The sequence below is a fragment of the Komagataeibacter sp. FXV3 genome, from assembly GCF_015155755.1.
Taxonomy (GTDB): domain Bacteria; phylum Pseudomonadota; class Alphaproteobacteria; order Acetobacterales; family Acetobacteraceae; genus Komagataeibacter.
On sequence record NZ_VWPI01000082.1, the window covers coordinates 1 to 22,641 of the forward strand.

At 60.4% G+C, this 22,641-nt stretch carries 20 protein-coding genes; 12 read left to right on the forward strand and 8 right to left on the reverse strand.

Annotated elements, in window-relative coordinates; translation table 11 throughout:
• The 3 genes from F1542_RS08120 to F1542_RS08130 all read right to left on the reverse strand — a co-directional run.
• Positions 1–1,116 (reverse strand): MFS transporter (locus F1542_RS08120; protein ID WP_193732587.1); only part of this gene is annotated, 1,116 nt, incomplete at its 3' end.
• A gap of 23 nt (positions 1,117–1,139) precedes the next feature.
• Positions 1,140–1,535 (reverse strand): heme-binding protein, encoded by a 396-nt coding sequence (locus F1542_RS08125; RefSeq protein ID WP_193732588.1) that lies wholly within the window; start codon positions 1,533–1,535, stop codon positions 1,140–1,142.
• Between the two features lie 91 nt (positions 1,536–1,626).
• Positions 1,627–2,355 carry an IclR family transcriptional regulator gene (locus tag F1542_RS08130; protein ID WP_408886244.1) on the reverse strand — a complete coding sequence of 243 codons (729 nt, stop codon included), beginning with the start codon at positions 2,353–2,355 and terminating at the stop codon, positions 1,627–1,629.
• A 188-nt stretch (positions 2,356–2,543) separates the two neighbouring features.
• Here F1542_RS08130 and F1542_RS08135 point away from each other — a divergent pair, with 188 nt between their 5' ends.
• Positions 2,544–2,996, forward strand: a complete 453-nt coding sequence (locus F1542_RS08135; protein WP_193732589.1) for an Rrf2 family transcriptional regulator — start codon at positions 2,544–2,546, stop codon at positions 2,994–2,996.
• Between the two features lie 238 nt (positions 2,997–3,234).
• Entirely contained in the window at positions 3,235–4,626 is a 1,392-nt protein-coding gene (locus tag F1542_RS08140; RefSeq protein ID WP_193732590.1) for an NAD-dependent succinate-semialdehyde dehydrogenase, read from the forward strand.
• 527 nt (positions 4,627–5,153) lie between these two features.
• Here F1542_RS08140 and F1542_RS08145 read toward each other — a convergent pair.
• From F1542_RS08145 to F1542_RS08155, 3 genes are read right to left on the reverse strand one after another with little or no spacing between them, the layout of a single operon-like run.
• A complete protein-coding gene (locus F1542_RS08145) occupies positions 5,154–6,536 on the reverse strand; it encodes a cytochrome c (RefSeq protein WP_193732591.1) in 1,383 nt (460 codons plus the stop codon).
• On the reverse strand, positions 6,529–8,166 hold the full coding sequence (locus F1542_RS08150; protein ID WP_193732592.1) for a GMC family oxidoreductase: 1,638 nt from the start codon (positions 8,164–8,166) through the stop codon (positions 6,529–6,531). Before F1542_RS08150 ends, F1542_RS08145 begins: the two co-directional genes overlap by 8 nt.
• 17 nt (positions 8,167–8,183) lie before the next feature.
• Complete coding sequence (locus F1542_RS08155; protein ID WP_227672574.1) at positions 8,184–8,807, reverse strand: sorbitol dehydrogenase family protein; 624 nt, start codon at positions 8,805–8,807, stop codon at positions 8,184–8,186.
• A gap of 617 nt (positions 8,808–9,424) precedes the next feature.
• Between F1542_RS08155 and F1542_RS08160 the strand changes: the two genes are divergently transcribed.
• Positions 9,425–10,528, forward strand: coding sequence for a glycerophosphodiester phosphodiesterase family protein (locus F1542_RS08160; RefSeq protein WP_193732594.1), 1,104 nt, complete (start codon positions 9,425–9,427; stop codon positions 10,526–10,528).
• 9 nt (positions 10,529–10,537) lie between these two features.
• On the opposite strand, the gene F1542_RS08165 is transcribed toward F1542_RS08160, so the two are convergent.
• Together F1542_RS08165 and F1542_RS08170 are read right to left on the reverse strand one after the other, a co-directional pair.
• Positions 10,538–11,356, reverse strand: coding sequence for an FTR1 family protein (locus F1542_RS08165; protein ID WP_193732595.1), 819 nt, complete (start codon positions 11,354–11,356; stop codon positions 10,538–10,540).
• A 2-nt stretch (positions 11,357–11,358) separates the two neighbouring features.
• On the reverse strand, positions 11,359–11,655 hold the full coding sequence (locus F1542_RS08170; RefSeq protein ID WP_408886245.1) for a cupredoxin domain-containing protein: 297 nt from the start codon (positions 11,653–11,655) through the stop codon (positions 11,359–11,361).
• A 246-nt stretch (positions 11,656–11,901) separates the two neighbouring features.
• Between F1542_RS08170 and hmpA the strand changes: the two genes are divergently transcribed.
• From hmpA to F1542_RS08215, 9 genes are all read left to right on the forward strand, one after another.
• Positions 11,902–13,110, forward strand: coding sequence for an NO-inducible flavohemoprotein (gene hmpA, locus F1542_RS08175; RefSeq protein WP_193732597.1), 1,209 nt, complete (start codon positions 11,902–11,904; stop codon positions 13,108–13,110).
• A 2-nt stretch (positions 13,111–13,112) separates the two neighbouring features.
• Positions 13,113–13,481, forward strand: a complete 369-nt coding sequence (locus F1542_RS08180; RefSeq protein ID WP_193732598.1) for a DUF488 domain-containing protein — start codon at positions 13,113–13,115, stop codon at positions 13,479–13,481.
• Between the two features lie 250 nt (positions 13,482–13,731).
• On the forward strand, positions 13,732–14,427 hold the full coding sequence (locus tag F1542_RS08185) for a glutathione S-transferase family protein (RefSeq protein WP_193732599.1): 696 nt from the start codon (positions 13,732–13,734) through the stop codon (positions 14,425–14,427).
• 273 nt (positions 14,428–14,700) lie between these two features.
• Complete coding sequence (locus F1542_RS08190) at positions 14,701–16,323, forward strand: ABC-F family ATP-binding cassette domain-containing protein (RefSeq protein ID WP_193732600.1); 1,623 nt, start codon at positions 14,701–14,703, stop codon at positions 16,321–16,323.
• A 70-nt stretch (positions 16,324–16,393) separates the two neighbouring features.
• Complete coding sequence (locus F1542_RS08195) at positions 16,394–18,766, forward strand: heavy metal translocating P-type ATPase (protein ID WP_193732601.1); 2,373 nt, start codon at positions 16,394–16,396, stop codon at positions 18,764–18,766.
• 81 nt (positions 18,767–18,847) lie between these two features.
• Positions 18,848–19,186: a metal-sensitive transcriptional regulator gene (locus F1542_RS08200; RefSeq protein WP_193732602.1), complete on the forward strand. Its 339-nt coding sequence runs from the start codon at positions 18,848–18,850 to the stop codon at positions 19,184–19,186.
• A gap of 285 nt (positions 19,187–19,471) precedes the next feature.
• Complete coding sequence (locus F1542_RS08205) at positions 19,472–19,855, forward strand: hypothetical protein (RefSeq protein ID WP_193732603.1); 384 nt, start codon at positions 19,472–19,474, stop codon at positions 19,853–19,855.
• Between the two features lie 60 nt (positions 19,856–19,915).
• A complete protein-coding gene (locus tag F1542_RS08210; protein ID WP_193732604.1) occupies positions 19,916–21,784 on the forward strand; it encodes a copper resistance system multicopper oxidase in 1,869 nt (622 codons plus the stop codon).
• Positions 21,781–22,593, forward strand: coding sequence for a copper resistance protein B (locus F1542_RS08215; RefSeq protein ID WP_193732605.1), 813 nt, complete (start codon positions 21,781–21,783; stop codon positions 22,591–22,593). The genes F1542_RS08210 and F1542_RS08215 overlap by 4 nt, the downstream gene beginning before the upstream one ends.
• Positions 22,594–22,641 lie beyond the last annotated feature (48 nt).

A 22,641-nucleotide genomic window follows, 5' to 3' on the forward strand; every position in this document is an offset into this window, starting at 1 on the left:
ATAACCGAACTGTCGTGCCAGCAGAAAACTGCCCCCGGCCGCCCCCACGGCATTGGCGATATTGAACGCGGAATGATTGAGGGAGGCCGCAAGCGTCTGCGCATCCCCGGCAAAATCCATCAGGCGCGTCTGCAACGCAGGCCCAAGCGCATTGACAAAGGTTGGCACCAGGAACACGTCAGCCATCAGCGCGATCTGGCTGTGCAGGATATAGGGAAATACCAGCATGGCCATGGCACTGCCCGCCAGCGCGATCAGTGCGGCAAGGTCAAGGTTGCGGTCCACCAGCCATGCGCCCGCATTGGCACCCGCCAGCATGCCCGCGCCCCATACCACCATATACACCATGGATTCCCATTCGGGCACGTGGGTCACATTCTGCAGCACACTGGTCAGGTAGGTATAGATCGTAAACATGCCGCCAAAGCCGATGGCCGCGGTCAGCAATGTCAGCAGCACCTGCGCATTGCCCATGGCGCTGACTTCCCGGAAGGGAGAATTCTGCCGGTTTGGCTGATCGGCGGGAATGTAGCGCCACACCCCCAGGAACGTGACGAAACCAAGAATGGCGATCGTAAGATACGCCATACGCCAGCCCAGGTGATTGGCGGCGAATGTTGAAAACGGCGCACCGATCAGGGTCGCAATGGCGATACCCGACAGCACCCGCCCCACGGCCCAGCCCCGTCGCGCGCGTTCCACCATGGATGCGCCAACCAGTGCGGAAATCCCGAATAGTGCCCCATGCGGCAAGCCGGTAATGAAACGCGCGACCTCCACCAGTCCGGGCGTCGGCATGACAATGCTCAGGATATTCCCGAAACAGAACAGCAGCAGCAGCACCAGCAGCAGTTCACGCCGCGAAAGCCGCGCGCCCAGAATGGTGATGAGCGGCGCACCGATCACCACACCCAGCGCATAGGCGGTAATGACATAACCGGCATCGGCCACGGACAATCTGAGGGACCCGGCGAATTCCGGCAGCATGCCCATGATGGCGAATTCCCCCGTCCCCACGACAAATGTGCCAAATGTGAGGATGAAGAAAGCGGCGGTTTTCCCATGCGGGGGTGCGACCTGCGTGATCGCGCCCCCGGGCTGCGTGTTATCTGACATGACGTACCATCCAAAAAGGGCAATCAGGCGGCAGGCTGCGTGGCGGCACGGGCAATGGCAATGTCATCTTCCGTACTGGCGCCCGACACGCCGATCGCGCCCAGCACGACGCCATCCGCCCCCTTCAGCACGACACCGCCACCGAAGCTGGTCAGGCCACCATTGGTGTTTTCCAGGCTGTAGGCCGCACCATCGGGATGCGCGATCGTGCCGAATACGGCGCTGTCCATCTGGAACAGGACGGCCGTGCGGGCCTTCTTCTGGCTGACCTCGATCGCGCCAAGCGGACAGCCATCCATACGGATGAAGGCCATGGGCCACGCTGCCGCATCCACGATGGAAATACTGACGCTGACACCCAGATGTTCCGCCTCGGACCGGGCGGCGTCAAGCAGGGACATGGCATGGGAAAGCTGCACGGTAAAAAACCCTCTGTCTTGCGAAGAATAAGGACAGGTTAGACACACGCCTGCGGAATGAAACATGCAAAGACGTGACCGCGCCATTTCTTCAACATTGTTGAACTGACACCTGTTCCACATACCGCATCATCATCCACCCCAGTTGCGCAAGACGGGTGCGGGACAGACGGGATGCCGGGCCGGTCAGGCCGATGCTGGCGCGGACTTCCCCCCGTTCACGCCATGGAATGGCGACACAGTTCCAGCCGGGGCGGCAGGCCCCGATATCAATCGCGTAGCCTTTTACCCTGACCGCCTCGATCCGGGTCAGGGTCCGGGCATCCAGCGCGCCAACGCGGGTCGCCATGACCCGCTTGCGCAGGCCAGGCACAAACGCAAGGAACACCAGCCCCACCGCGGAACCTTCAAGCTGTTCATGCAGCGGCGGCCTGCCATCGGCTGTCCCGTCATGGCTTTCGAACACCTCCAGATAGGCCGCTTCGTCCCCACTGGGCACGGCCAGATAGACGGTCATGCCACTGTCCCGTGCAATCGCCTGCATGACGGGGCGCAACCGCGCACGCAGGACATTGTCGTCGCCCGCGATGCGCGCAAGGTTCAGGATACGCCCCCCCAGATGGTAGCGCACGTCCCCATGCCTGCGCTGCACATATCCCAGATGGTCAAGGGTCTGGAGGATGTTGTGCGCCGTCGTCTTGCCCAGTCCCGATATCGCGGCAATGTCCTGCAGCCTTGCGCAACCACCCTTCTGTGCAATGATTTCCAGGATGGCGGCTGAACGTTCGATGGACTGGATCAGTCGGGGTATTTTTTCCACGGGCGATATGTTTCCGGCTATATCAGGGATATCCTGCCCTGCCTTTGCATTGTGCCGCAGGTTTCGGGCCAGAATGATCCCTACAGGATTTCATCACCCCCGAATAACCCGGAACGGAACAGAAACCTGTCGGGTTATCTTGCTCCCGGGTCTGGAAAAAAATATGCAGATCGTATATATCTTCTTCCATGCGCCTGACCCTGCATACAGATTACGCCCTGCGGACACTGATCTATCTGGGGATCCATACGGATCGCCTGACGTCCATCCGTGAAGTGGCGCAGGCCTATGGCATTTCGGAAAACCATCTGGTCAAGATCATACACAAGCTGGGTCAGGCCGGCTTTGTCGAAACCATCCGGGGCCGTAATGGCGGCCTGAAGCTGGGACGGCCGGCAAGCGCCATCGTGCTGGGGGACGTGGTGCGCCATACGGAAGAAGACATGGCGCTGGTCACATGCATGCACCCTGCGGAGGCAGACAGCAAGGCCACCAGCTGCATCCTGGCGGATGTCTGTCGCCTGCGGGGCGTACTGGGGGAAGCGCTGGGTTCCTTTATCGCCGTCATGGACCACTATACGCTTGCTGATGTCATAACGGACCAGGAACGCCAGCGCCTGGGTCGTCCCCTGCCCGTCTGATCCCATATGCCCGTTGGGGTTGTGGAATGAACTCCATTTTACAATTCCACGCCTGCCGGGACCGATCACTGATCTAACCGCGGAAAACCGGCAGATTTCCACTGTCCGGCGTATTCCGCAACCATGCGGGACAATGATTTTTTGCACGTTTCAAGGGTTGGTGATACCTGAAACGATTCTTGCACGCCTGCTGGTGAAATATATACTTCTTGACGAAACTCTGAGGAACCTACTGCCAATGGCTTACGCTACGACCAACCCTTATACTGGCGAGACGCTCGAGACGTTTCCCAATGCCACGGATCAGGAAGTCCAGACCGCACTGACCGAAGCATATGATGTTTTCAAGACCTGGCGGCATACATCCTTTGCCGAACGCGCGAAGGTCATGACGGCGGCAGGCCAGATCCTGCGCCGCGATATCGACAAATACGCCCGCCTGGCGACGCTGGAAATGGGCAAGACCTTTGCCGAGGCGAAGGCCGAGACCATCCTGTCGGCCGAAATCTTTGAATACTACGCAACGCATGCCGAACGCCTGCTGGCGCCGGAAAAACTGCCGGTCGCGGATCCGAAGGAAGGCGACGCCATCCTGATCCACCAGCCGCAGGGCATTGTCTTTGCGATCGAGCCGTGGAACTTCCCGTACTACCAGATCGCCCGCATCATCGCGCCGCAGCTTTCGGCCGGGAACACGGTGCTGCTCAAGCACGCTTCCAACGTGCCGCAGTGCGCGGCTGCTTTCGACAGCCTGATGGCGGAAGCCGGCCTGCCCAAGGGTGGGTTCCGCAACCTGTACGCCGCGCGCCACCACACGGAAATGATCCTGAGCGACCCGCGCGTCTGTGGTGTTGCCCTGACCGGTTCCGAAGGTGCGGGCACCATCATCGCAGGTGTCGCGGCCAAGGCGCTGAAGAAGTCCACCATGGAACTGGGTGGTTCCGACGCCTTCGTGGTGCTGGATGACGCCGATCTGGAAAAGACCGTCAAATGGGCCGTGTTCGGTCGTCACTGGAACGCTGGCCAGGTCTGTGTGTCCGCCAAGCGCCTGATCGTGGCCGATGCCATCTATGACAGGTTTGTCGAACTGTACAAGAAGGGCGTTGCCGAACTGAAGGCTGGCGACCCGATGGACCCGGCCACCACGCTGGCACCGCTGTCATCGCAGAAAGCGGCTGACGACCTGATGGCGCAGGTTGAAGAAGCCAAGAAGCATGGTGCGGTTGTTGAAACAATCGGCGCGCCGGTACCCGAAAAGGGTGCGTTCTTCCGTCCGCTGCTGATGACCAACCTGCACAAGGACAATGAAGCCCGTCACTGGGAATTCTTTGGCCCGGTCACCCAGCTGTACCGTGCGAAGGATGATGCGGACGCCATCCGTATCGCCAATGACTCCCCCTACGGTCTGGGCGGTGCTGTCTTTACGCGCGACACCCAGCGCGGCGTGAAGGTGGCTGAACAGATCTATACCGGCATGGTGTACGTCAACCACCCGACCATGGTGAAGGCCGACCTGCCCTTCGGCGGTGTCGCCCGTTCGGGCTACGGCCGCGAACTGATCGGTCTTGGCATCAAGGAATTCGTCAATCACAAGCTGATTGATGTCGTGGATATCGACACCCCGTTCTGATCGGGTCACTATCTCCAGACACGCGGCCTGTCATGAACACAGGCCGCGCCACTGGCTGACCCGCAGGGCAGCCAGTGGCCTGTCCGGCTTCCTTTCGCCAGACACCCTTTTACAATAAGAAATAATTATCCGTTCCAATTTTATGTAAACTGATCCAGTTACATAAAAACAGACGCTGCCAGCCCTATGAAATACATGGTTCATGCGCACTACAGGTTGGCGCCATGCATCCATGTATACGGCACAACAGGAGATCAGGCCGTCAGGACCAATCCTGTTGGGTCACACGATCTGTATGGGGCTGTCTGAATCAGTCAGACCTGAAAATAGTCTGAAATCATAAGAAAGTTTTTGGTGAAGCTTTTTTTTAAAAGCTTTGAAGAATGTCGCCTTTAAAAAAAGGGGGCACCCAAAACTTTTATTTTTTATTAGCAATAATTTGTTTCCAAACAGATATACAGAAAACCCCGGCAGCCCTTACGCCATATCATGCAGCGTTATCAGGCCTGCCGGGATTTCGTATCCTGTTACGGCGTCTTGGGAAGCTGCTTGCGCATCTTTTCGACCTGGTCCGGTGTCACCCCATGGTCGCCGCTGCCGAACGTGGCGGTCACGTAATTGACCAGGGCCGCGACCTCGGTATTGCTCAGCCGCTGCACATCGGAACCATGGTCAAAGCCGGGCATGTAGGCATGCAGGCCGCCCGCCGTCCGGTCCACACCGTTCAGGACCGTCATGATCAGGTCATCTGGATGTGCGGACCCCACAACCGAATTATGGAACAGCGACGGCGCGTAATGGTCACTGGTGCCCGCGCCGTTACCCCCATGACAGGCCGCACAGTTCGCATCATAAATATGCGGGCCGGTCATTTCATCAAGCTTGTCGATCCGGGTCAGTTCGCCCGAACGGATATCCGGCACGTCAAGCGCCTGCCCGAATGCTTCACGTGGGCCATGCTCGGCCTCATCTTCCTTGGCCGGGACCTGAAGGATGTAGGCAGCAAGGGCATGCATGTCATCATCGGTCAGGTGGCTGGTGCTGTGTTCAACCGCCTCGCCCATCGGTCCCGCGGCCTGGCTCAGACCGGCGACATGACCGGTCTTGAGATAGGCGACCAGGTCATCTTCACTCCAGTTGCCGATGCCGCTTGTCTTGCTTGAGGTAATGTTGGGTGCATACCAGCCCAGAAGGGGCGCACCGGCAAGGTAGCTGTCTTCCTTCTCGCTCAACATCATGTTGCGTGGCGTATGGCAGGTTCCGCAATGTTCAAGGGCGTTGGCCAGATACTTGCCACGGCGCATCTTGTCATACGTGGCGGAATCCCCGGTTTCAGGCGCGACACTGCCCGCGACAAGGTTCCACACCGCCATGGTGATACGCAAGTTGGCGGGGAAGTTCAGTTCCGTTACCGGCGGCGTTACGGCCACCGGCTTCACCCCATGCATGAACCAGGCATACATGGCCTTCACGTCATCATCCGTCATGCCGGAATAGGATACATACGGCATTGCGGGATAAAGGCGGCTGCCATCACGGCGCAGGCCATGGCGCACGGCCTTTTCGAAATCCTCTTCCGTATATTTCCCGATGCCATGATCAGGGTCCGGCGTGATGTTGGTCGAAACGACGTCACCCATGGGCGTGGTGATGCGCAGCCCCCCGGCAAAGGGCTTGCCCCCCGGCGCGGTATGACAGGCAACACAGTCACCGGCCGTCGCGATATATTCGCCACGCGCCATAAGATCCGCTGCAGGGGCGGCTGCCGGGGTCGCCGGGGGTGCCGCCGATGTTGCAGCCGGCGGGGGCGCAGCAGGATCATCCGCCCGCGCAGGCGTTGCAGACAGCGAAGCAAGGGCCGTGCCCGTGACCAGAACCGACCACAGGATCTTGCGTTTAACGTCAGGCATGGGTCAGTTCTTTTTTAAGTGTATCGGCAACACGCAAGGCAAGTGCTGCGACCGTCAGGGTGATGTTGCCGGTTCCGACCGATGAGAAAACGGACGAACTCGCGATGAACAGGTTTTCGTGGTCATGTGTGCGACAGAAGCCGTCAACCACGGAATCCTTGGGGTCGGTGCCCATGATGGTACTGCCGGCGGGATGGTCCTGCGGGAAGTAACCCGGTGTCCACTGTTCATCCGTGCCATGCATGAGACCGATCAGGTCCTTGAACAGCCCACGGGTGTGTTCGCAGCTTTTCACCGTATATTCAGGCAGCTTGTAATAGACTTCCGGGTGGGGAATGCCCAGCGCGTCCTTGTATGTGGCACTCAGGGTCAGCCGGTTGTCGGGATCGGCCAGCCCTTCGTTATGGCTGAACAGCCGCACGGTATGGGAAGCAAGATAGCGGATCTGCTCCTCCAGTTCCTTGCCGACATACCCCTTGGAAATGGCAAGCGCGGTTGCAAGGTCCACCTGGTTGTCATCAACCATGTGCACCAGGTACGCGCCACGTTCGTTACGCCAGTCACCATCACGGAAGTTATCGATCACGTTGGTTTCAAGCGGGCCACGGCCGGGCCACAGCGCCTTGTCACCACTGATGAACGTGACCTGTACGCCGGTATGGTCCATCATGTTGCGGCCGACATGGCCGGAACTGTTGGCGATGCCGTCGGGGCTCTGTTCATCGGCCGAGTACAGCATGAGCTTCGCGGTTTCGATGCAGTGCGCCGCAATGACGAAATACTTGCCGGTCACACGGTGCGATCCCTTTTCAGGGTCGTAATAATGCACGGCGGTGACACGCTTGTTCGCGCTGTCACGTTCGATCCGGTACACCACCGCGTTGGGAACGAACTTCGCACCCGCCGCTTCGGCATGGTAGACGGAATAACTGCCGTTATACATCGCCCCGATGGGGCAGATCGGCATGCAGTTGTTATGCCCCTCGCAGGTCGGGCGGTTGTCATAGGGCCGCGTGTTGCGGGCCTGTGGTTCATGCACGACGCGATACGGGGTCTTCTCACGGATCAGGGCGCGAAACTGCTCCGCGGCATAGGAAATGGGCAGCGCATCCATCGGATAGGGCTGCCTGCGCGGCGAACCAAGATCTTCCACCGCCGGATCCGGGCCACAGACGCCCATCATGACCTCGGCCTGGTAATAGAACGGCTCGAGGTCGTCATATTTCAGCGCCCAGTCACGGCCCTGTCCATAACGGGTCTTCAGTTCAAAGTCCGACGGCAGGTAACGCCACGCGCACCCGGCCCAGTGCCATGTCGTGCCACCCATCATGCGCAGGTAGACCTGCTGGTAGGCTTCGGCATCCGGTCCGGTCGTGTGCAGGTACTTGTTCGGCGTTATCTGGTTGGGTGGATGTTCGGCCCAGGGCACGCAGGGAAACGGCCCCTGATAGGAGGGCTTGTTTTCCAGGTTACGGAAATTATCGACAAAATGCTGGCGGTCGACACGGGGGCCGGCTTCCAGCACGATGACGGAAATACCCGCGCGCGCCAGTTCATTGGCAATGGAACTGCCGGCGACGCCGGATCCGACGATCACGACGTCTGCGGAAAGGTCTTGTTCGGAAGGCATGGAGGATGCTCCGGATATCAGGTGGGTTCTACAACGAATTTCGAAGGCGAAAGGGCAGGTTCGCCAGTTGGAACGGCCACTTCCGGTGGGGTCTGGGTCCAGTAGAACGGCCCGCCCGCAGCGTAGGTCTTGGGATAGATGGCATCCTTGGTGATGTCGAACATCAGCGCGGATCGGTACACAACCACCTTTTCATCGGCAACACCACGGTACCATGCCGTCATGATGTCATGAATGACGTCCTTGAACGCGGCGTCGCTATGTTCGGCAGCTTTAGCCAGTTCGCGGGCGCTGTCGAATTTGCCGCCTGCCATCAGGTCATGCAGCTTCTGTATCTGGTCACGGCGTTCGGGCGTTGCCTTGATGATACGGGCATACAGCGCGCTGCTGATACGGTCATCCAGCACCTCGCGGTCGGTCAGGCGGCGCGAAAGCGCAAGGAACAGCGGTGCGACCGCATCCTGCGCCTCCGCATCAGGGGTGGCGGCAATGCCCCGGCCCGCGCCAAACACTACGGCAGCGGCCCCCATCGCACCCAGCAGCATGTCACGACGCGACATGCGCAATGCGCGGTTCATCCGCATGGCATTGGGGGTGGACAGGTGGATACTGGTGGGAAAACTGGGCTGGTCTGCAGCCATCTGGCGTCGCCTCTCATGCATGTTGGTCCAGCAGGAATGCCGGAAAACAGGCATGACCGTGCGGGATGCAATAATGCCATCACCGATACCGCCACTTACGCCGGGTCTGCAACCTTTTATACTCCCATATTAACGTATAGCAGATTCACGTTCAGCGAGTAAAAGCGGCAAAACCGTTATACAGACATGTTTTGTAAAGACATCTGCCCCATTAATATGCCACGCATTGCAAAGTCGGTCACATATCATTTATGCCATCCCATGCAGGACGCCACCGGGGCGGAAACAATACCCGACAGAACATGAAAAACATGCATATGCCCTGCATCATTACTTGTCCGCGACAAGATAACCACATCCAGACGATATGAACTGCCATGTATTGCCATACCTGTATCATTTATTCATTCAGGAACCGGCAATATATGAAGCTTTTCAGGCAACGGGCGTTCATCTTCCGGAACAAGACCCTGCCCTGTCCCGATAATACAGGTCCGTGACACGGATATTCCCTACCGGATACCCACACGCCCCCAGGGTCAATGACATTGCAAATCCCATTGCACTGCACATGATCTTCTCCGACTGTTGTCACACAACAGGCCGGAACGGGATTCATGCTGACACGCAGACTGATCATGACAGGCGCCCTGTCGGGCATGGCGGCCATGACAGCACGCCGGGCTTTCGCCGCCCCGTCACTGGCACCCCTGCCCTGCGTCATGGCGCATCGTGGCGCGTCCGCCCTGCGGCCCGAACACACGCTGGCCGCCTATGCCAGGGCAATCGCGGATGGCGCGGATTATATCGAACCCGACCTTGTACCCACAAAGGACGGCGTGCTGGTCGCCCGCCATGAAAGCCATATTACCGGCACCACGGATGTGGCCAGCCACCCGGAATTCGCCATGCGCCGACGCACACAGACCATTGACGGCGTGAGCGAAACCGGATGGTTCACCACGGATTTCACACTGGCCGAACTCAAGACCCTGCGCGCGCGTGAACGTCTGCCCGACATACGCGCGGCCAACACGCGCTATGACGGGCATTTTGATATTCCGACCTTCGAGGAAATCATCGATTTCGTTGCAGCCGAAGCCGCAACCCGCGGACGCATGATCGGGCTGATCCCCGAAATCAAGAACGCCACGCATTTCCACCAGCTTGGCTTTGTACCGGAGGAGACGTTCCTGCACACCATCGGGGCGCACGAATATACCCGCTACTGCCCGCTGGAGGTCCAGTCCTTTGAAATCAGCCCCCTGCGCCTGCTGCACGGGCGGGTGCAGGCAATCAACACGCAGGCGCGCCTGATGCTGCTGATGGGCGAACGCACCGAACATGTTCCCGACACGGTGGGTACCGCCAGTCCCGTCACCTTTGGCGATCTCATGACCGCTGAGGGTTTACGCCGCGTGCGGGATTATGCGGATGTGATCGGTCCGTCCAATGCGGACATCATACCGCGTGACGCAACCGGCGCATGGCGGGCACCAACATCGCTGATAGATGATGCGCACCGTGCGGGCCTGCTGGTGCATTCCTATACCTTCCGGCCCGAAAACCACTTCCTGCCCACCCACCTGCGCAATGACGCAGGCGACACTGCACGTAACCCGCAGGGATCCATCGCGGAAATCCGGCATTATCTGGATATGGGGCTGGATGGCTTCTTTACCGATGATCCCGCCATTGGCCGCCTTGCCCTGCGCGGCTAGGGCCACCCGTCAGGCACGGGCGGCAGGCCGCCCGCGCACAAGGCGGGTCGCGATGATCATGGCCGCCAGCGTCACTGCCCATGTGATGACCTGCACCCCCATGGGCCGGTCGGAATAACCCAGTAGCGCCTTGGCCGCACGCCCGACCATGCTGCCATCGGACAGCAGCCATGATGTATCCCATACCTCGTAGCCAAGCGCGGGGATCAGGTCATCCCCCGCCAGCAGGCCCGCCGCCTGGCTGGCCATGCCCGCCGCCAGAAAGGCAATCAGCAGTCCCGTCACACTGAACAGCCGGCTGAGTGGAATGACGATCAGCCCCCGGTACAACAGCCACGACAGCGCCGCCCCCGCCGCAATGCCCAGCGCGCCCCCGGTCAGCATGGCCACCGGTCCGGAATGGGTCGAGACCGCGATGCCGTAAAGGAACAGCACGACCTCCACCCCTTCGCGCAGCACGGCCACGGCGACAACGACGGACATGGCGGCCAGCGAGCGTTCACCGGACACGACCTCCGCCCCCAGCGTCTTCATCTCCCCCGCCATTTCGCGTCCGTGGCGGGTCATCCACACCGTATGCCAGCCCAGCATCAGCACCGCGATACACAGGATGGTGGCGGAAAACACGTCCTGCCCATTGCCCGACAGGGCCGCGGACAGGCTGCCCGCGAATACGGCCACGATCGCAGCCCCCGCCACACCCGCGGCAATGCCACCGGCAACCCAGCGCCCGCGCCCGGGAATGCCCTGTGTCGCCGCCAGCACGATACCCACGATCAGTCCCGCTTCCATGACTTCACGAAAGACGATCAGCAGACTTCCCAGCATTCTCAGGGCTCCTGTGTCACGGTGACGGTGCCCGTCGCCTGATCGGGGTGATAGTCATCAAAGAATTTGTAGGTGCCGGGGTGTAATGGCCCCGCATGGACGGTGATCGTGCCGCCGGAGACCACGATCTTCTCGAATTTCAGGTCGTAGCTTTCGAATTCATCCGTCGTGTCATCATGGTTGTCCAGCATGATCAGGAAACGCTGCCCCGCCGGGACCGTAATGTGATCAGGGGTGAAATGGTGGTCCTTTACCTCCAGGTGTACGGGATCCATCGCCCTTGCCGTCGGTGCAAGCATGAGTACCGCAAGCCCGGCACATGACAGAACGCTTAGATAACGCATACGGCACACTCCCATAACGCGCGCATGTTATGCGATTTATTATCACTGTCAATTACACCGCTACCCGAACGCCACCATGCAGGTTCCGGAAATACAGATCATGCATAAGAAATATGTGCGTCCTTAAAGATGCGTATCGTTGACATCTTTTTGATGGGCTTTAAAGATGTGGATATTAAACATCTTTAAAGGATCCCGAACATGGCATCACCTCTGGATGACAGGACCCGCAGCATCATCAAGGCCTGCGTGCCCGCGCTGGAAGCACACGGCCTGGCGATCACGACGGAAATGTACCGCCGCCTGCTGGCCAATCCGGACATTCGTGACCTGTTCAACATTTCGCACCAGAAGGATGGGGAACAGCCAAGGGCGCTGGCACTTGCGGTGCTGGCCTATGCCCGCAACATCGACAACCTTGGCGCCATGGCCGGTGCGGTCGAACGCATTGCGGAAAAGCATGTCGGGCTGAACATCCTGCCTGAACACTACCCCTATGTTGCCGATGCCCTGCTGGGCGCCATCGCCCACGTGCTGGGGGATGCGGCAACACCCGATATCATGGATGCGTGGGACAAGGCCTACTGGTTCCTGGCTGAAATCCTGATCGGGCGGGAAGAACAGATTTACGTGGCCCATGCCGCGGCCCCCGGTGGCTGGGTTGGCTGGCGTCCCTTCCGTGTCAGCCGCCGCACGGTGGAAAGTGAGACCGTTACCTCCTTCGAACTGGCGCCCGTCGATGGCAAGCCCGTCATGCGCCATGTGCCGGGACAGTATCTCAGCTTCCACCTCGACGTGCCGGGATATGGCTCGGAACGACGCAATTACAGCATTTCCTCCGCCCCCGGTTCACATGCCTACCGCATCAGCGTCCGCCGTATCGACAATGGCGTGGTATCCGACTGGCTGCATGACAGCGTGCAAGAGGGCACGGTGCTGCAGGTTTCCGCACCGGCGGGTGATTTCACGCTGGGCAACCCGACCTCCGCACCCATCGTATTCCTCAGCGCGGGTTCTGGCCTGACGCCATTCATTTCCATGCTGGGCGCGCTGGATGCGGCTGCGGCCACGGGCGTGCGTTACATCCACACCACCCGTACGCCCGCAACGGAAGCCTTTGGCCCCTATATCCGCGACCTTGCTGCAAAGGGCATGCTGCGCGCCGACCTGTTCTACAGCCGCGCAACACCGCTGCCGGCGCAGGACGTCACGGGCGTCACCACCCGTGCAGGCCGCATGACACAACCATGGCTTGCGCAGGAAATCGACCGGGCCGCAACCTATTATATCTGCGGTCCCGACGGCTTCATGCGTGATACCATCGCCACGCTGAAGGCAGGTGGCGTGCCCGAAAGTCAGATCCGTTTCGAATTCTTCGGTTCGGCGGCGGATGCGGCATTGGTGGGGTAAGCATGGCGCACACCATCCATGTCAGGCGGGTTTACGACCCGCCACGACCCGATGACGGCCACCGCGTGCTGGTGGACCGGCTGTGGCCCCGCGGGGTCAGCAGACAGCGCGCCGACCTGACGCTGTGGCTGAAGGACATTGCCCCCAGTACTGCCCTGCGACAATGGTTCGGCCATGACCCGTCCCGGTGGGACGGGTTCCAGGAACGCTATATCGCGGAACTGCGGGCCAATCCCCAACCGGTGCAGCAGTTGCTGGACATGGCGCGCGCTGGCCCCCTGACCCTGCTGTATGGTGCGCATGACACGCAGCATAACGAGGCGGTTGTGCTGGCCGCCTGCCTGCATCGCCTGCTTGACCACGCAGCCTGAACGATCCCGCCATGTCCCGTTTCCCCATGACAGAAGGCCTGTCTCCCGACCCGACCGGTCGCGGGGATATGCCTTTTTTTTCGTGTGCATATGCCCTGCCGTCACGTGATGGCAGGGGAACCAAAGCCGTGGACGCCCCTTAGCAGAACATTGGCATGCCCTGACCGGCACATCATTCCTGTTCCACTGGTCGTCCATCACGACGGTCCTGTCGGGCGGGGCCGCCTGCCAAATGGAAGGACCGCGTATCATGATTACCGTGCATCATCTGGACAATTCACGTTCACAACGGATCCTGTGGCTGCTGGAGGAACTGGAAATCCCCTACGAGATCCGGTTTTACAAACGCGACCCCAAGACCATGATGGCCCCCAAATCCCTGCGCACCATCCACCCGCTGGGCAAGGCCCCGGTCATAACGGATACGGATGGCAACGTAACCCTGGCGGAAAGCGGGGCGATCATCGAATACATCATTGATAAATACGGTAATGGCCGACTGGCGCCCGCGCGGGACACGCCGGAATACACCCGCTTCATATACTGGCTGCATTATGCGGAAGGCTCCGCCATGCCGCCGCTGCTGCTCAAGCTGATATTCGCGCTGCTGCCCAGGCGCGCGCCCATGCCGCTGCGTCCCTTCGCTTTCCTGATCGCCTGCGGGGCGCAGTCACGGTTCATCAATCCGCAGGTCAAGCTGCACATGGATTACTGGGAACGCAGCTTGTCTGAAAATGAATGGTTTGTGGGCAATGACCTTACCGCAGCCGACATCCAGATGAGCTTCCCGCTTGAGACCGCCGCCGCACGCGCCGGGGCCACCGATAACCGGCCCCATGTGGGGTCATTCCTGCGCCGCATCCATGACCGTCCCGCCTACCAGCGCGCCGTGCTGCGGGGCGGGAAATATGCCTATGCCAATGCCGGGAGCAGTCCCGCGTCCTGACATGCCCAAGGCGGCATGATACGAATTGGTGCAGGGACTGTCTGAAACAGACAGATCATGGCAGCAGCTGAGATCAAAAGCGGCTTTTGGTGAAACTTTTTGGAAAAAAGCTTCAGGGAACGCCGCCTTTTTGAAAAAAGGCGGTGCCCGGAAACTTTTATTATTTTATCAATGATTTGTTTCAAAACGGTCTTTCAGTGCCGGTTGGGCCATGGTTTACGCTCCGTGCGCGTTCGTATTAAGTGCGCGGGCATTCCATCCGCCTGAGGTTCCATGATTCGCCTAGACAACATCACCAAGCATAATGGCCAGCGTCTGGTCTTCATCGAAGCCTCGGCCGCCCTGCAGAAGGGGGAGAAGATCGGTCTGGTCGGCCCCAACGGGGCGGGCAAGACCACCCTGTTCCGCATGATTACGGGACAGGACGAGCCTGATGAGGGCAATATCCTGATCGATCGCGGGGCCACCATCGGTTTTTTCAGTCAGGACGTGGGCGAAATGGCCGGACGCAGCGCGGTGGCCGAAGTCATGGATGGCGCGGGCGCGGTGTCCGAAATCGCGGCCGAACTGTCGGCGCTGGAAGCCGCCATGGCCGATCCCGAACAGATGGACCAGCTTGACAGCATCCTTGAACGCTTTGGCGAGGTGCAGGCCCGTTTTGAAGAACTGGGCGGTTACGCGCTGGACAGCAAGGCGCGCGAGGTGCTGCACGGCCTTGGTTTCAGTCAGGAGATGATGGATGGTGACGTGGGGCGGCTTTCGGGCGGGTGGAAAATGCGCGTGGCCCTTGCGCGCATCCTGCTCATGCGCCCCGATGTCATGCTGCTGGATGAACCGAGCAACCATCTCGACCTTGAAAGCCTGATCTGGCTGGAACAGTTTCTGGCGGGCTATGATGGCGCACTGCTCATGACATCGCATGACCGGGCTTTCATGAACCGCGTCATCAACAAGGTGATCGAGATTGATGGCGGCAGCCTGACCAGCTTTTCCGGTGATTACGAATTTTATGAACAGCAGCGCGCCCAGAACGAAAAGCAGCAGCAGGCCCAGTTCGACCGCCAGCAGGCGGCGCTGGCCAAGGAAATCAGTTTCATCGAACGCTTCAAGGCCCGCGCCTCCCACGCGGCACAGGTTCAGAGCCGTGTAAAGAAACTGGAAAAGATTGACCGCGTCGAACCACCCAAGCGGCGGCAGGCGCTAAGTTTCGATTTTCCGCCCGCACCCCGGTCGGGCGAGGACGTGGTCAAGCTGCGTGGCGTGGACAAGCAGTATGGCGAACGCGTCATCTACCACGACCTTGACCTGCTGGTGCGGCGCAAGGAGCGGTGCTGCATCCTTGGCGTCAACGGCGCGGGCAAGTCCACGCTGCTCAAGCTGGTGACGGGCACGACACAGCCCGATGCGGGCACGGTCACACTGGGGGGCAGCGTGAAAATGGGCTATTTCGCCCAGCACGCCATGGACCTGCTGGATGAAAGCCGCACGGTGTTCGAGACACTGGATGACGCCTTTCCACTGGCCAGTCAGGGATCACTGCGCGCCCTTGCGGGCAGCTTCGGCTTTTCTGGCGATGAGGTGGACAAAAGCTGCCGCGTGCTGTCGGGCGGGGAAAAGGCCCGGCTGGTCATGGCGCTGATGCTGTTTGACCCACCCAATTTCCTGGTGCTGGATGAACCGACCAACCATCTGGACATCGCAACCAAGGAAATGCTCATCAACGCGCTGGCCCAGTACGAGGGTACGATGCTGTTCGTATCGCATGACCGGCATTTCCTGTCCGCGCTGTCCAACCGGGTACTGGAACTGACACCGGACGGTATCCACCAGTATGATGGCGGTTACAGCGAATATGTCGCCCGCACCGGACAGGAAGCGCCGGGACTGCATGCCTGATCGCGGGCACGTCACTTGAAAATACCATAGGGGGGTATAAATCAGGGTTAATACGCGAAGGAGTGCCGCCATGTCCCAGACCCTGAGTTTCCCCGTGGGCGGCATGTCATGCGCCGCATGCGCCGCGCGTATTGAAAAGATCCTGAACCGTCAGGACGGCGTGCACGCCAGCGTCAATTTTGCCACCGGGCGCGTGCAGGTGGTGCTGGACACGCCTGCCGCCACGATCAGTGCGGTTGTCGCGGCCATACGCAAGGCCGGTTTTACGGTGGATGAAAGCAGCATCGACCTATTGATCACCGGCATGTCCTGCGCGGCGTGTGCCGCGCGGATTGAAAAGATCCTCAACCGCCTGCCCCTGACACAGGCCAGCGTGAACCTGGCCACCGAACGGGCGCATATCGTATTCGTGCCCGGTCTTGCGGATGCCGACGCCTTCATCGCCCGCATTGAAAAAGCCGGTTTTGGCGCAGCATTGGTCAATGACAGCGCGCCGGATGACACGCATGCCCGCCGCCTTGCCGCATGGCGTGCGGAACGCGCCCATTTCGTGCTGCTGCTGATCCTGTCGCTGCCATTTTTTGTGCAGATGGTGCTGATGCCATTTGGCGCCATGTACATGATGCCCGGCTGGCTGCAGCTTGTACTGGCGGGGGTGGTGCAATTCTATGGCGCACGCCATCTGTACCAGCGCGCATGGAATGCCGTGCGGGGGGGTGGCGCGAATATGGACGTGCTGGTGGTGATGGGGACCAGCATTGCGTATTTTTTCAGCGCCACTGCCGTAATCGCCCACCTGCACCAGCCTTTGTATTTCGAGGCCAGTGTCGCGATCATCACCCTGATCTCACTCGGCAGGCTTATGGAAGCGCGCGCACGTGACCGGACCAGTGCCGGGCTGGAAAGCCTGCTGAAGCTGCAGCCGCGGCTTGCGCATGTTCTGGTCAATGGCGCGATGGTGGACCGCCCCGTGGCGGATATGCGTGTGGACGACATATTCGTGGTGCGCCCCGGTGAAAGCATTCCGGTTGACGGGCAGGTGCGTGAAGGCACATCCGAAGTCAACGAAGCCATGCTGACGGGTGAAAGCCTGCCGGTGCTGAAGCAGGCGGGCGCACGGGTCTTTGGTGGCACCATCAATACCAATGGCGTGCTGCGGGCGACTGCCACCGGCGTGGGGCATGACACCGCGCTGGCGCATATCGTGAAAATGGTGGAACAGGCGCAGGGGTCAAAAGCGCACGTGCAGCGACTGGTGGACCGGATATCGAATATCTTCGTGCCCACGGTCATTGCCATTGCACTGGTTACGTTCGTGATCGGCTGGCTGGTGACGGGCAATGCGACATGGAGCCTGGTTTCCGCCGTGTCGGTGCTGGTCATCGCCTGCCCGTGCTCGCTGGGGCTTGCAACGCCTACGGCCATCATGGTGGGGACGGGACTGGGTGCGCGCTGTGGCATCCTGTTCCGCAATGCGGATGCGCTGGAACGCGCGCAGAAGCTGACCACCATCATCATGGACAAGACCGGCACCCTGACCGAAGGCCGGCCCACCGTCAGTGACGTGGTGCCCGCGCCGGGGGTGGATGCCAGCAGGCTGCTTGCGGTCGCCTGCGCACTGGAACAGGATTCCGAACATCCGCTGGCCCGCGCCATTGTCGATCACGCCACGGCGGCGGGCCTGTCACCACTGCCGGCAGGCGATTTCCGCGCCGTGCCCGGCATGGGGGTAACGGCCATGGTTGACGGTGCACCGGCATGCCTTGGTTCCCCCCGTTTCGTGGCGGATCATGGCGTCGCATCTGATGACACCATGACCGCCCGGCTGGAACAGGAAGGCAAAACCGTCATCGCCGTCGCGGCCAATGGACAGTCGATTGGCCATATTGCCCTGATGGATCGTCTGCGCCCCGACGCCATACGCACCGTAAGTGCGCTGAAGGCCGCTGGCATCCGGGTCATGATGCTGACGGGCGACAACCCGCGCAGTGCGGCCATGGTCGCGAAACAGGCGGGCGTGGATGATTTCATGGCCGGTGTCCTGCCGGGTGACAAGGCACAGGCGGTCACGGCCTGCCACGATCAGGGCGGCGTGGTCGGCATGGTGGGGGACGGGATCAATGATGCCCCGGCGCTGGCCGCCGCCGATGTCGGTTTCGCCATTGGCGCGGGGGCGGCCATTGCGCTGGACACGGCCGATATCGTGTTGATGAAAAGTGAGCTGACCAGCGTGCTGGACGCCATTTCCCTGTCGCGCGCCACGCTGTCCAAGATCCGTCAGAACCTGTTTTTCGCCTTCATCTACAATATTCTTGGCCTGCCGCTGGCGGCGTTCGGGCTGCTCAACCCGATCGTGGCGGGGGCCGCCATGGCCATGAGTTCGGTATCGGTCGTCAGCAATTCCCTGCTGCTCAATCGCTGGAAGCCGGGTGGGCGGATATGACGCACTCCCACAGCGTAGGCACATGGAATGGCTTGTGATAGCCATATAAACGCGACAGGACAAAACACAGCGAAGGCACGTATGGCAAGGCACGACGAACGGATGACACAACCGGCAGGCTGCGCGCATTGCGCCCCATCCACTGACAAAAAAGTGGAACAGCCGCACAAGAAGGCCCTGGTCAACCGTGTCCGCCGGATTGAGGGACAGGTGGGTGGCGTGCTGAACATGATCGAGGATGACCGGTACTGTGTCGATATCCTGACCCAGATTTCAGCGGTGAAATCGGCACTGGATGGTGTCGCCATCCAGATCCTGTCCACCCATGCCAAGGGCTGCGTGCGCCAGTCGGTGATGGATGATGGCGGGGACGAGGCAATCGAGGAAATGCTGGGCATCGTGCGCAAGCTGATCCGCTGATAAAAAACCGACAAATGAAAATCAAAGTTTTTGGACACCGCCTTTTTCAACAAGGCGGCGTTCTTTGAAGCTTTTTTCAAAAAGCTTCACCAAAAGCTTCTTTGTATTTCGCACCATGTCGCAAGGGCGGCTTTGTGGGATACGCCCTGCGCCTGCATGCGCAAAACAGGCATCTGTCCCGTAACACCTGCGCCAATACGTGGAAAAACACTTTCCTTTATGCCCCCCATGGGTATTATGCAGACACGTTCTGTTATGCGACTTGCCTGTGCTTGGGAGCCCTGAATGATCAGGACACATGGCCGGATATGGATTGGCCTGCTGGCCTGGCTGCTGATGCAGACCGGGCTGCTGGTCGCATCCTTTCCCGCTACCGCACAGGCGCACGACGCGATGGTGCCCTGCACCAACGCCACCGCCCCCCATTGCATGACACCGGCACAACTGACCCGGATGGCGCACATGCACCATAAGGAAGGTCAGTGTTGCCACGTCCATGTCAGTTCAACCGACATGCCTGCCCCCCTGTCCGCCCTGCTGCCCCCGCAGCCGGGGGCCGGCACACAGTCCTATTCGCCACCGCCGCAGGCCCGCCTGGCGGGCGGTGACTGGCTGCGCCCCATGCGCCCCCCCAAATCCCGGAACATGCACGCGCCATCAGGCGTATGATGTACCCGCCATCCCATCGGGATGGTGGGATGTGACTGCCCTGTTTCCGGAATTTTTCCCATGTTCAATGCCTCTCGCACGCGGGACGGCCTGACACGTCGCCGTTTCGTCACGGGTATGGGGGCGGGTGGGCTGCTTGCCGCCCTGCCCGCTTCCGCCACCCCCGTCACACCGGGCATGGTCCCTGCCGCATCCAGTGCGACATGGAACCTGCGCGTCGGCCGCAGGCGTATCGAAATCGACCGCAAGGTCCTGCACGCCCCCTGTATCGGGGGGGATGTACCCGGCCCCATCCTGCGCTGGCGGGAGGGAGACAATGTAACCCTGAACGTCACCAATACGCTGCGGGATGAGGATACCTCCATCCACTGGCATGGCATCCGCCTGCCTGCCAGCATGGATGGCGTGCCGGGACTGAGCTTTACCGGCATCCCGCCCGGTGAGACCTTTACCTACCGCTTTCCCGTCCGGCAGAGCGGAACCTACTGGTACCACAGCCATTCAGGCATGCAGGAAGCACAGGGGCTGTACGGCGCCATCGTCATCGACCCGCGCCGTCCCGATCCGAATGCATGCGCGCGGGATTATGTCATCGTGCTGTCCGAATGGACCGACGTGTCACCCATGGACATGATCAGCAACCTCAAGATGCAGGATGATTACTACGTCTTCCGCCAGCGCACGCTGGCGTCCCTGCCGCGTGAGGCCCGTGCGGGGGGTGGGGTCGGTGCGGCGCTGAAGGACCGGCTGCAATGGTCGCGCATGCGCATGGCCGCAACGGATATTTCCGATGTCACGGGCATTATCTACACCTACCTGTTGAATGGCCACGCACCCGACATGAACTGGAGCGGCCTGTTCCGCCCAGGAGAGCGGGTGCGGCTGCGCTTTGTCAACGCTGCCTCCATGACGTTTTTCGACATCCGCATACCCGGTCTGGAAATGCTGGTGGTGCAGGCGGATGGCAATGATGTCGAACCCGTGCCGGTAGATGAATTCCGGATCGGCGTGGCCGAAACCTATGACGTGATCGTCCGCCCGCGCGACAGCCGGGCCTATACGATCTTTGCCCAGAGCGAGGACCGCACCGGTTATGCCCGTGGCACGCTAGCCCCGCAGCCCGGCATGGCCGGTCCCATTCCCCCCATGGACCCGCGTCCGGTACGCACCATGATCGACATGGGAATGGGCGACATGAAAACGGGCGAAGACATGAAGGGCATGAACATGTCCGGCATGACGAAAAAAAACGCCCCAATGGACGGCATGGACATGCCCGACATGGACCATGGGGACATGGGACATATGGACATGGACCACATGGACCACATGGACCACATGGACCACATGGACCACATGGACCACATGGACCACATGGACCATGCCATGCCCGCCGCGCCGGTCATGGAAGTGGATGATCCGGGTCCGCCCCCCATCAATGTCGAAAACCAGAATGTCGCGAAAATGCCGGTGGACCGTCTGGGCAGCCCCGGTGACGGGCTGGAACATAATGGCCGCCGCGTGCTGAATTACCGGCAGCTACGCGCCACCCGTCCCGGCATCGACCCCCGCCCGCCATCGCGTGAGATCATCCTGCACCTGACCGGCAACATGGAACGCTACATATGGGGGTTCAATGGCCGGAAGTTCTCTGAATCCGGTCCGATCCGCCTGAAGCTGGGCGAACGGGTGCGCTTTACGCTCATAAACGACACGATGATGGAACATCCCGTTCACCTGCATGGCATGTGGAGCGAACTGGAAAACGGTCAGGGTGACTACCGCCCGTACAAACACACCATCATCTCTCAACCGGGATCCCGGTTGAGCTACCTTGTCACGGTCGATGCGCCGGGCATGTGGGCCTATCACTGTCATCTGATGCTGCATATGGAACTGGGCATGTTCCGCACGGTGATCGTGGCATGAGGGGCGCGCTTCTGCTGGCGGCCCCTATCGTGGTCGCCATGACCGTGCCTGCGCTGGCGCAGGTTCCTTCCACCACTACACCCGCGGCAACGCAGGCGACAAAACCGACCTACCATGCGGCTGATGCCCCATCGTCAACACCGGTCGTGTATCTGGGCAACATGAAGCCGGTCATGGATCATGCCAGCTATTTCCATGGCATTCTGGATGAATTCGAGGGGCGTTACGCCCCCGGTGGTTCGGATTTCCGCTGGGATGGTGAGGCATGGTACGGCACGGATTATAACCGGGTCTGGCTCAAGACCGAGGGCACGCTGGAGCATGGACGCTTGCATGACGGGGACCATGAACTGTTGTACAGCCGCGCGATCTCACCTTATTTCAATGTACAGGGCGGCGTGCGCGCGGATATTGACGACGGGCCGACACGCACATGGGGGGCGCTGGGGGTACAGGGACTGGCGCTGTATGAATTCGAATTCCAGGCCACTGCCTATGTCAGCGACCGCGGGCGGTTCGCCACCCGTATCGAAGGGTCTTATGACTTCCTGCTGACCAACCGGCTGATCCTGCAGCCGCAGGCGGAATTCAACCTTTATACCAAATCCGATCCAGCACGACAGGTTGGCGCGGGCCTGTCGGATATCGATGCGGGACTACGCCTGCGGTATGAGGTATGGCGTAAATTCGCGCCATATGTCGCGGTATCCTATGCCGGATATCTGACACAGGCCCGCCGGATCGTGCATGACCAGCGCGGGGAGACAGGGGCGTTACGCTTTACCTTTGGCATTCGAAGCTGGTTCTGATTCATGACAGGATCCACCCAACGTGACAAAGGCAATTGTCGCGGCGTA

What these genes read in the sequence shown, in the direction of transcription:
- F1542_RS08160 (WP_193732594.1), top strand. Translation starts at nt 9,425, where the DNA reads ATGCTGACACGCAGACTGATCATGACAGGCGCCCTGTCGGGCATGGCG.
- F1542_RS08145 (WP_193732591.1), bottom strand. Translation starts at nt 6,536, where the DNA reads ATGCCTGACGTTAAACGCAAGATCCTGTGGTCGGTTCTGGTCACGGGC.
- F1542_RS08190 (WP_193732600.1), top strand. Translation starts at nt 14,701, where the DNA reads ATGATTCGCCTAGACAACATCACCAAGCATAATGGCCAGCGTCTGGTC.
- F1542_RS08205 (WP_193732603.1), top strand. Translation starts at nt 19,472, where the DNA reads ATGATCAGGACACATGGCCGGATATGGATTGGCCTGCTGGCCTGGCTG.
- F1542_RS08200 (WP_193732602.1), top strand. Translation starts at nt 18,848, where the DNA reads ATGGCAAGGCACGACGAACGGATGACACAACCGGCAGGCTGCGCGCAT.
- F1542_RS08210 (WP_193732604.1), top strand. Translation starts at nt 19,916, where the DNA reads ATGTTCAATGCCTCTCGCACGCGGGACGGCCTGACACGTCGCCGTTTC.
- F1542_RS08155 (WP_227672574.1), bottom strand. Translation starts at nt 8,807, where the DNA reads ATGGCTGCAGACCAGCCCAGTTTTCCCACCAGTATCCACCTGTCCACC.
- F1542_RS08170 (WP_408886245.1), bottom strand. Translation starts at nt 11,655, where the DNA reads ATGCTTGCACCGACGGCAAGGGCGATGGATCCCGTACACCTGGAGGTA.
- hmpA (WP_193732597.1), top strand. Translation starts at nt 11,902, where the DNA reads ATGGCATCACCTCTGGATGACAGGACCCGCAGCATCATCAAGGCCTGC.
- F1542_RS08150 (WP_193732592.1), bottom strand. Translation starts at nt 8,166, where the DNA reads ATGCCTTCCGAACAAGACCTTTCCGCAGACGTCGTGATCGTCGGATCC.
- F1542_RS08135 (WP_193732589.1), top strand. Translation starts at nt 2,544, where the DNA reads ATGCGCCTGACCCTGCATACAGATTACGCCCTGCGGACACTGATCTAT.
- F1542_RS08180 (WP_193732598.1), top strand. Translation starts at nt 13,113, where the DNA reads ATGGCGCACACCATCCATGTCAGGCGGGTTTACGACCCGCCACGACCC.
- F1542_RS08185 (WP_193732599.1), top strand. Translation starts at nt 13,732, where the DNA reads ATGATTACCGTGCATCATCTGGACAATTCACGTTCACAACGGATCCTG.
- F1542_RS08215 (WP_193732605.1), top strand. Translation starts at nt 21,781, where the DNA reads ATGAGGGGCGCGCTTCTGCTGGCGGCCCCTATCGTGGTCGCCATGACC.
- F1542_RS08165 (WP_193732595.1), bottom strand. Translation starts at nt 11,356, where the DNA reads ATGCTGGGAAGTCTGCTGATCGTCTTTCGTGAAGTCATGGAAGCGGGA.
- F1542_RS08195 (WP_193732601.1), top strand. Translation starts at nt 16,394, where the DNA reads ATGTCCCAGACCCTGAGTTTCCCCGTGGGCGGCATGTCATGCGCCGCA.
- F1542_RS08140 (WP_193732590.1), top strand. Translation starts at nt 3,235, where the DNA reads ATGGCTTACGCTACGACCAACCCTTATACTGGCGAGACGCTCGAGACG.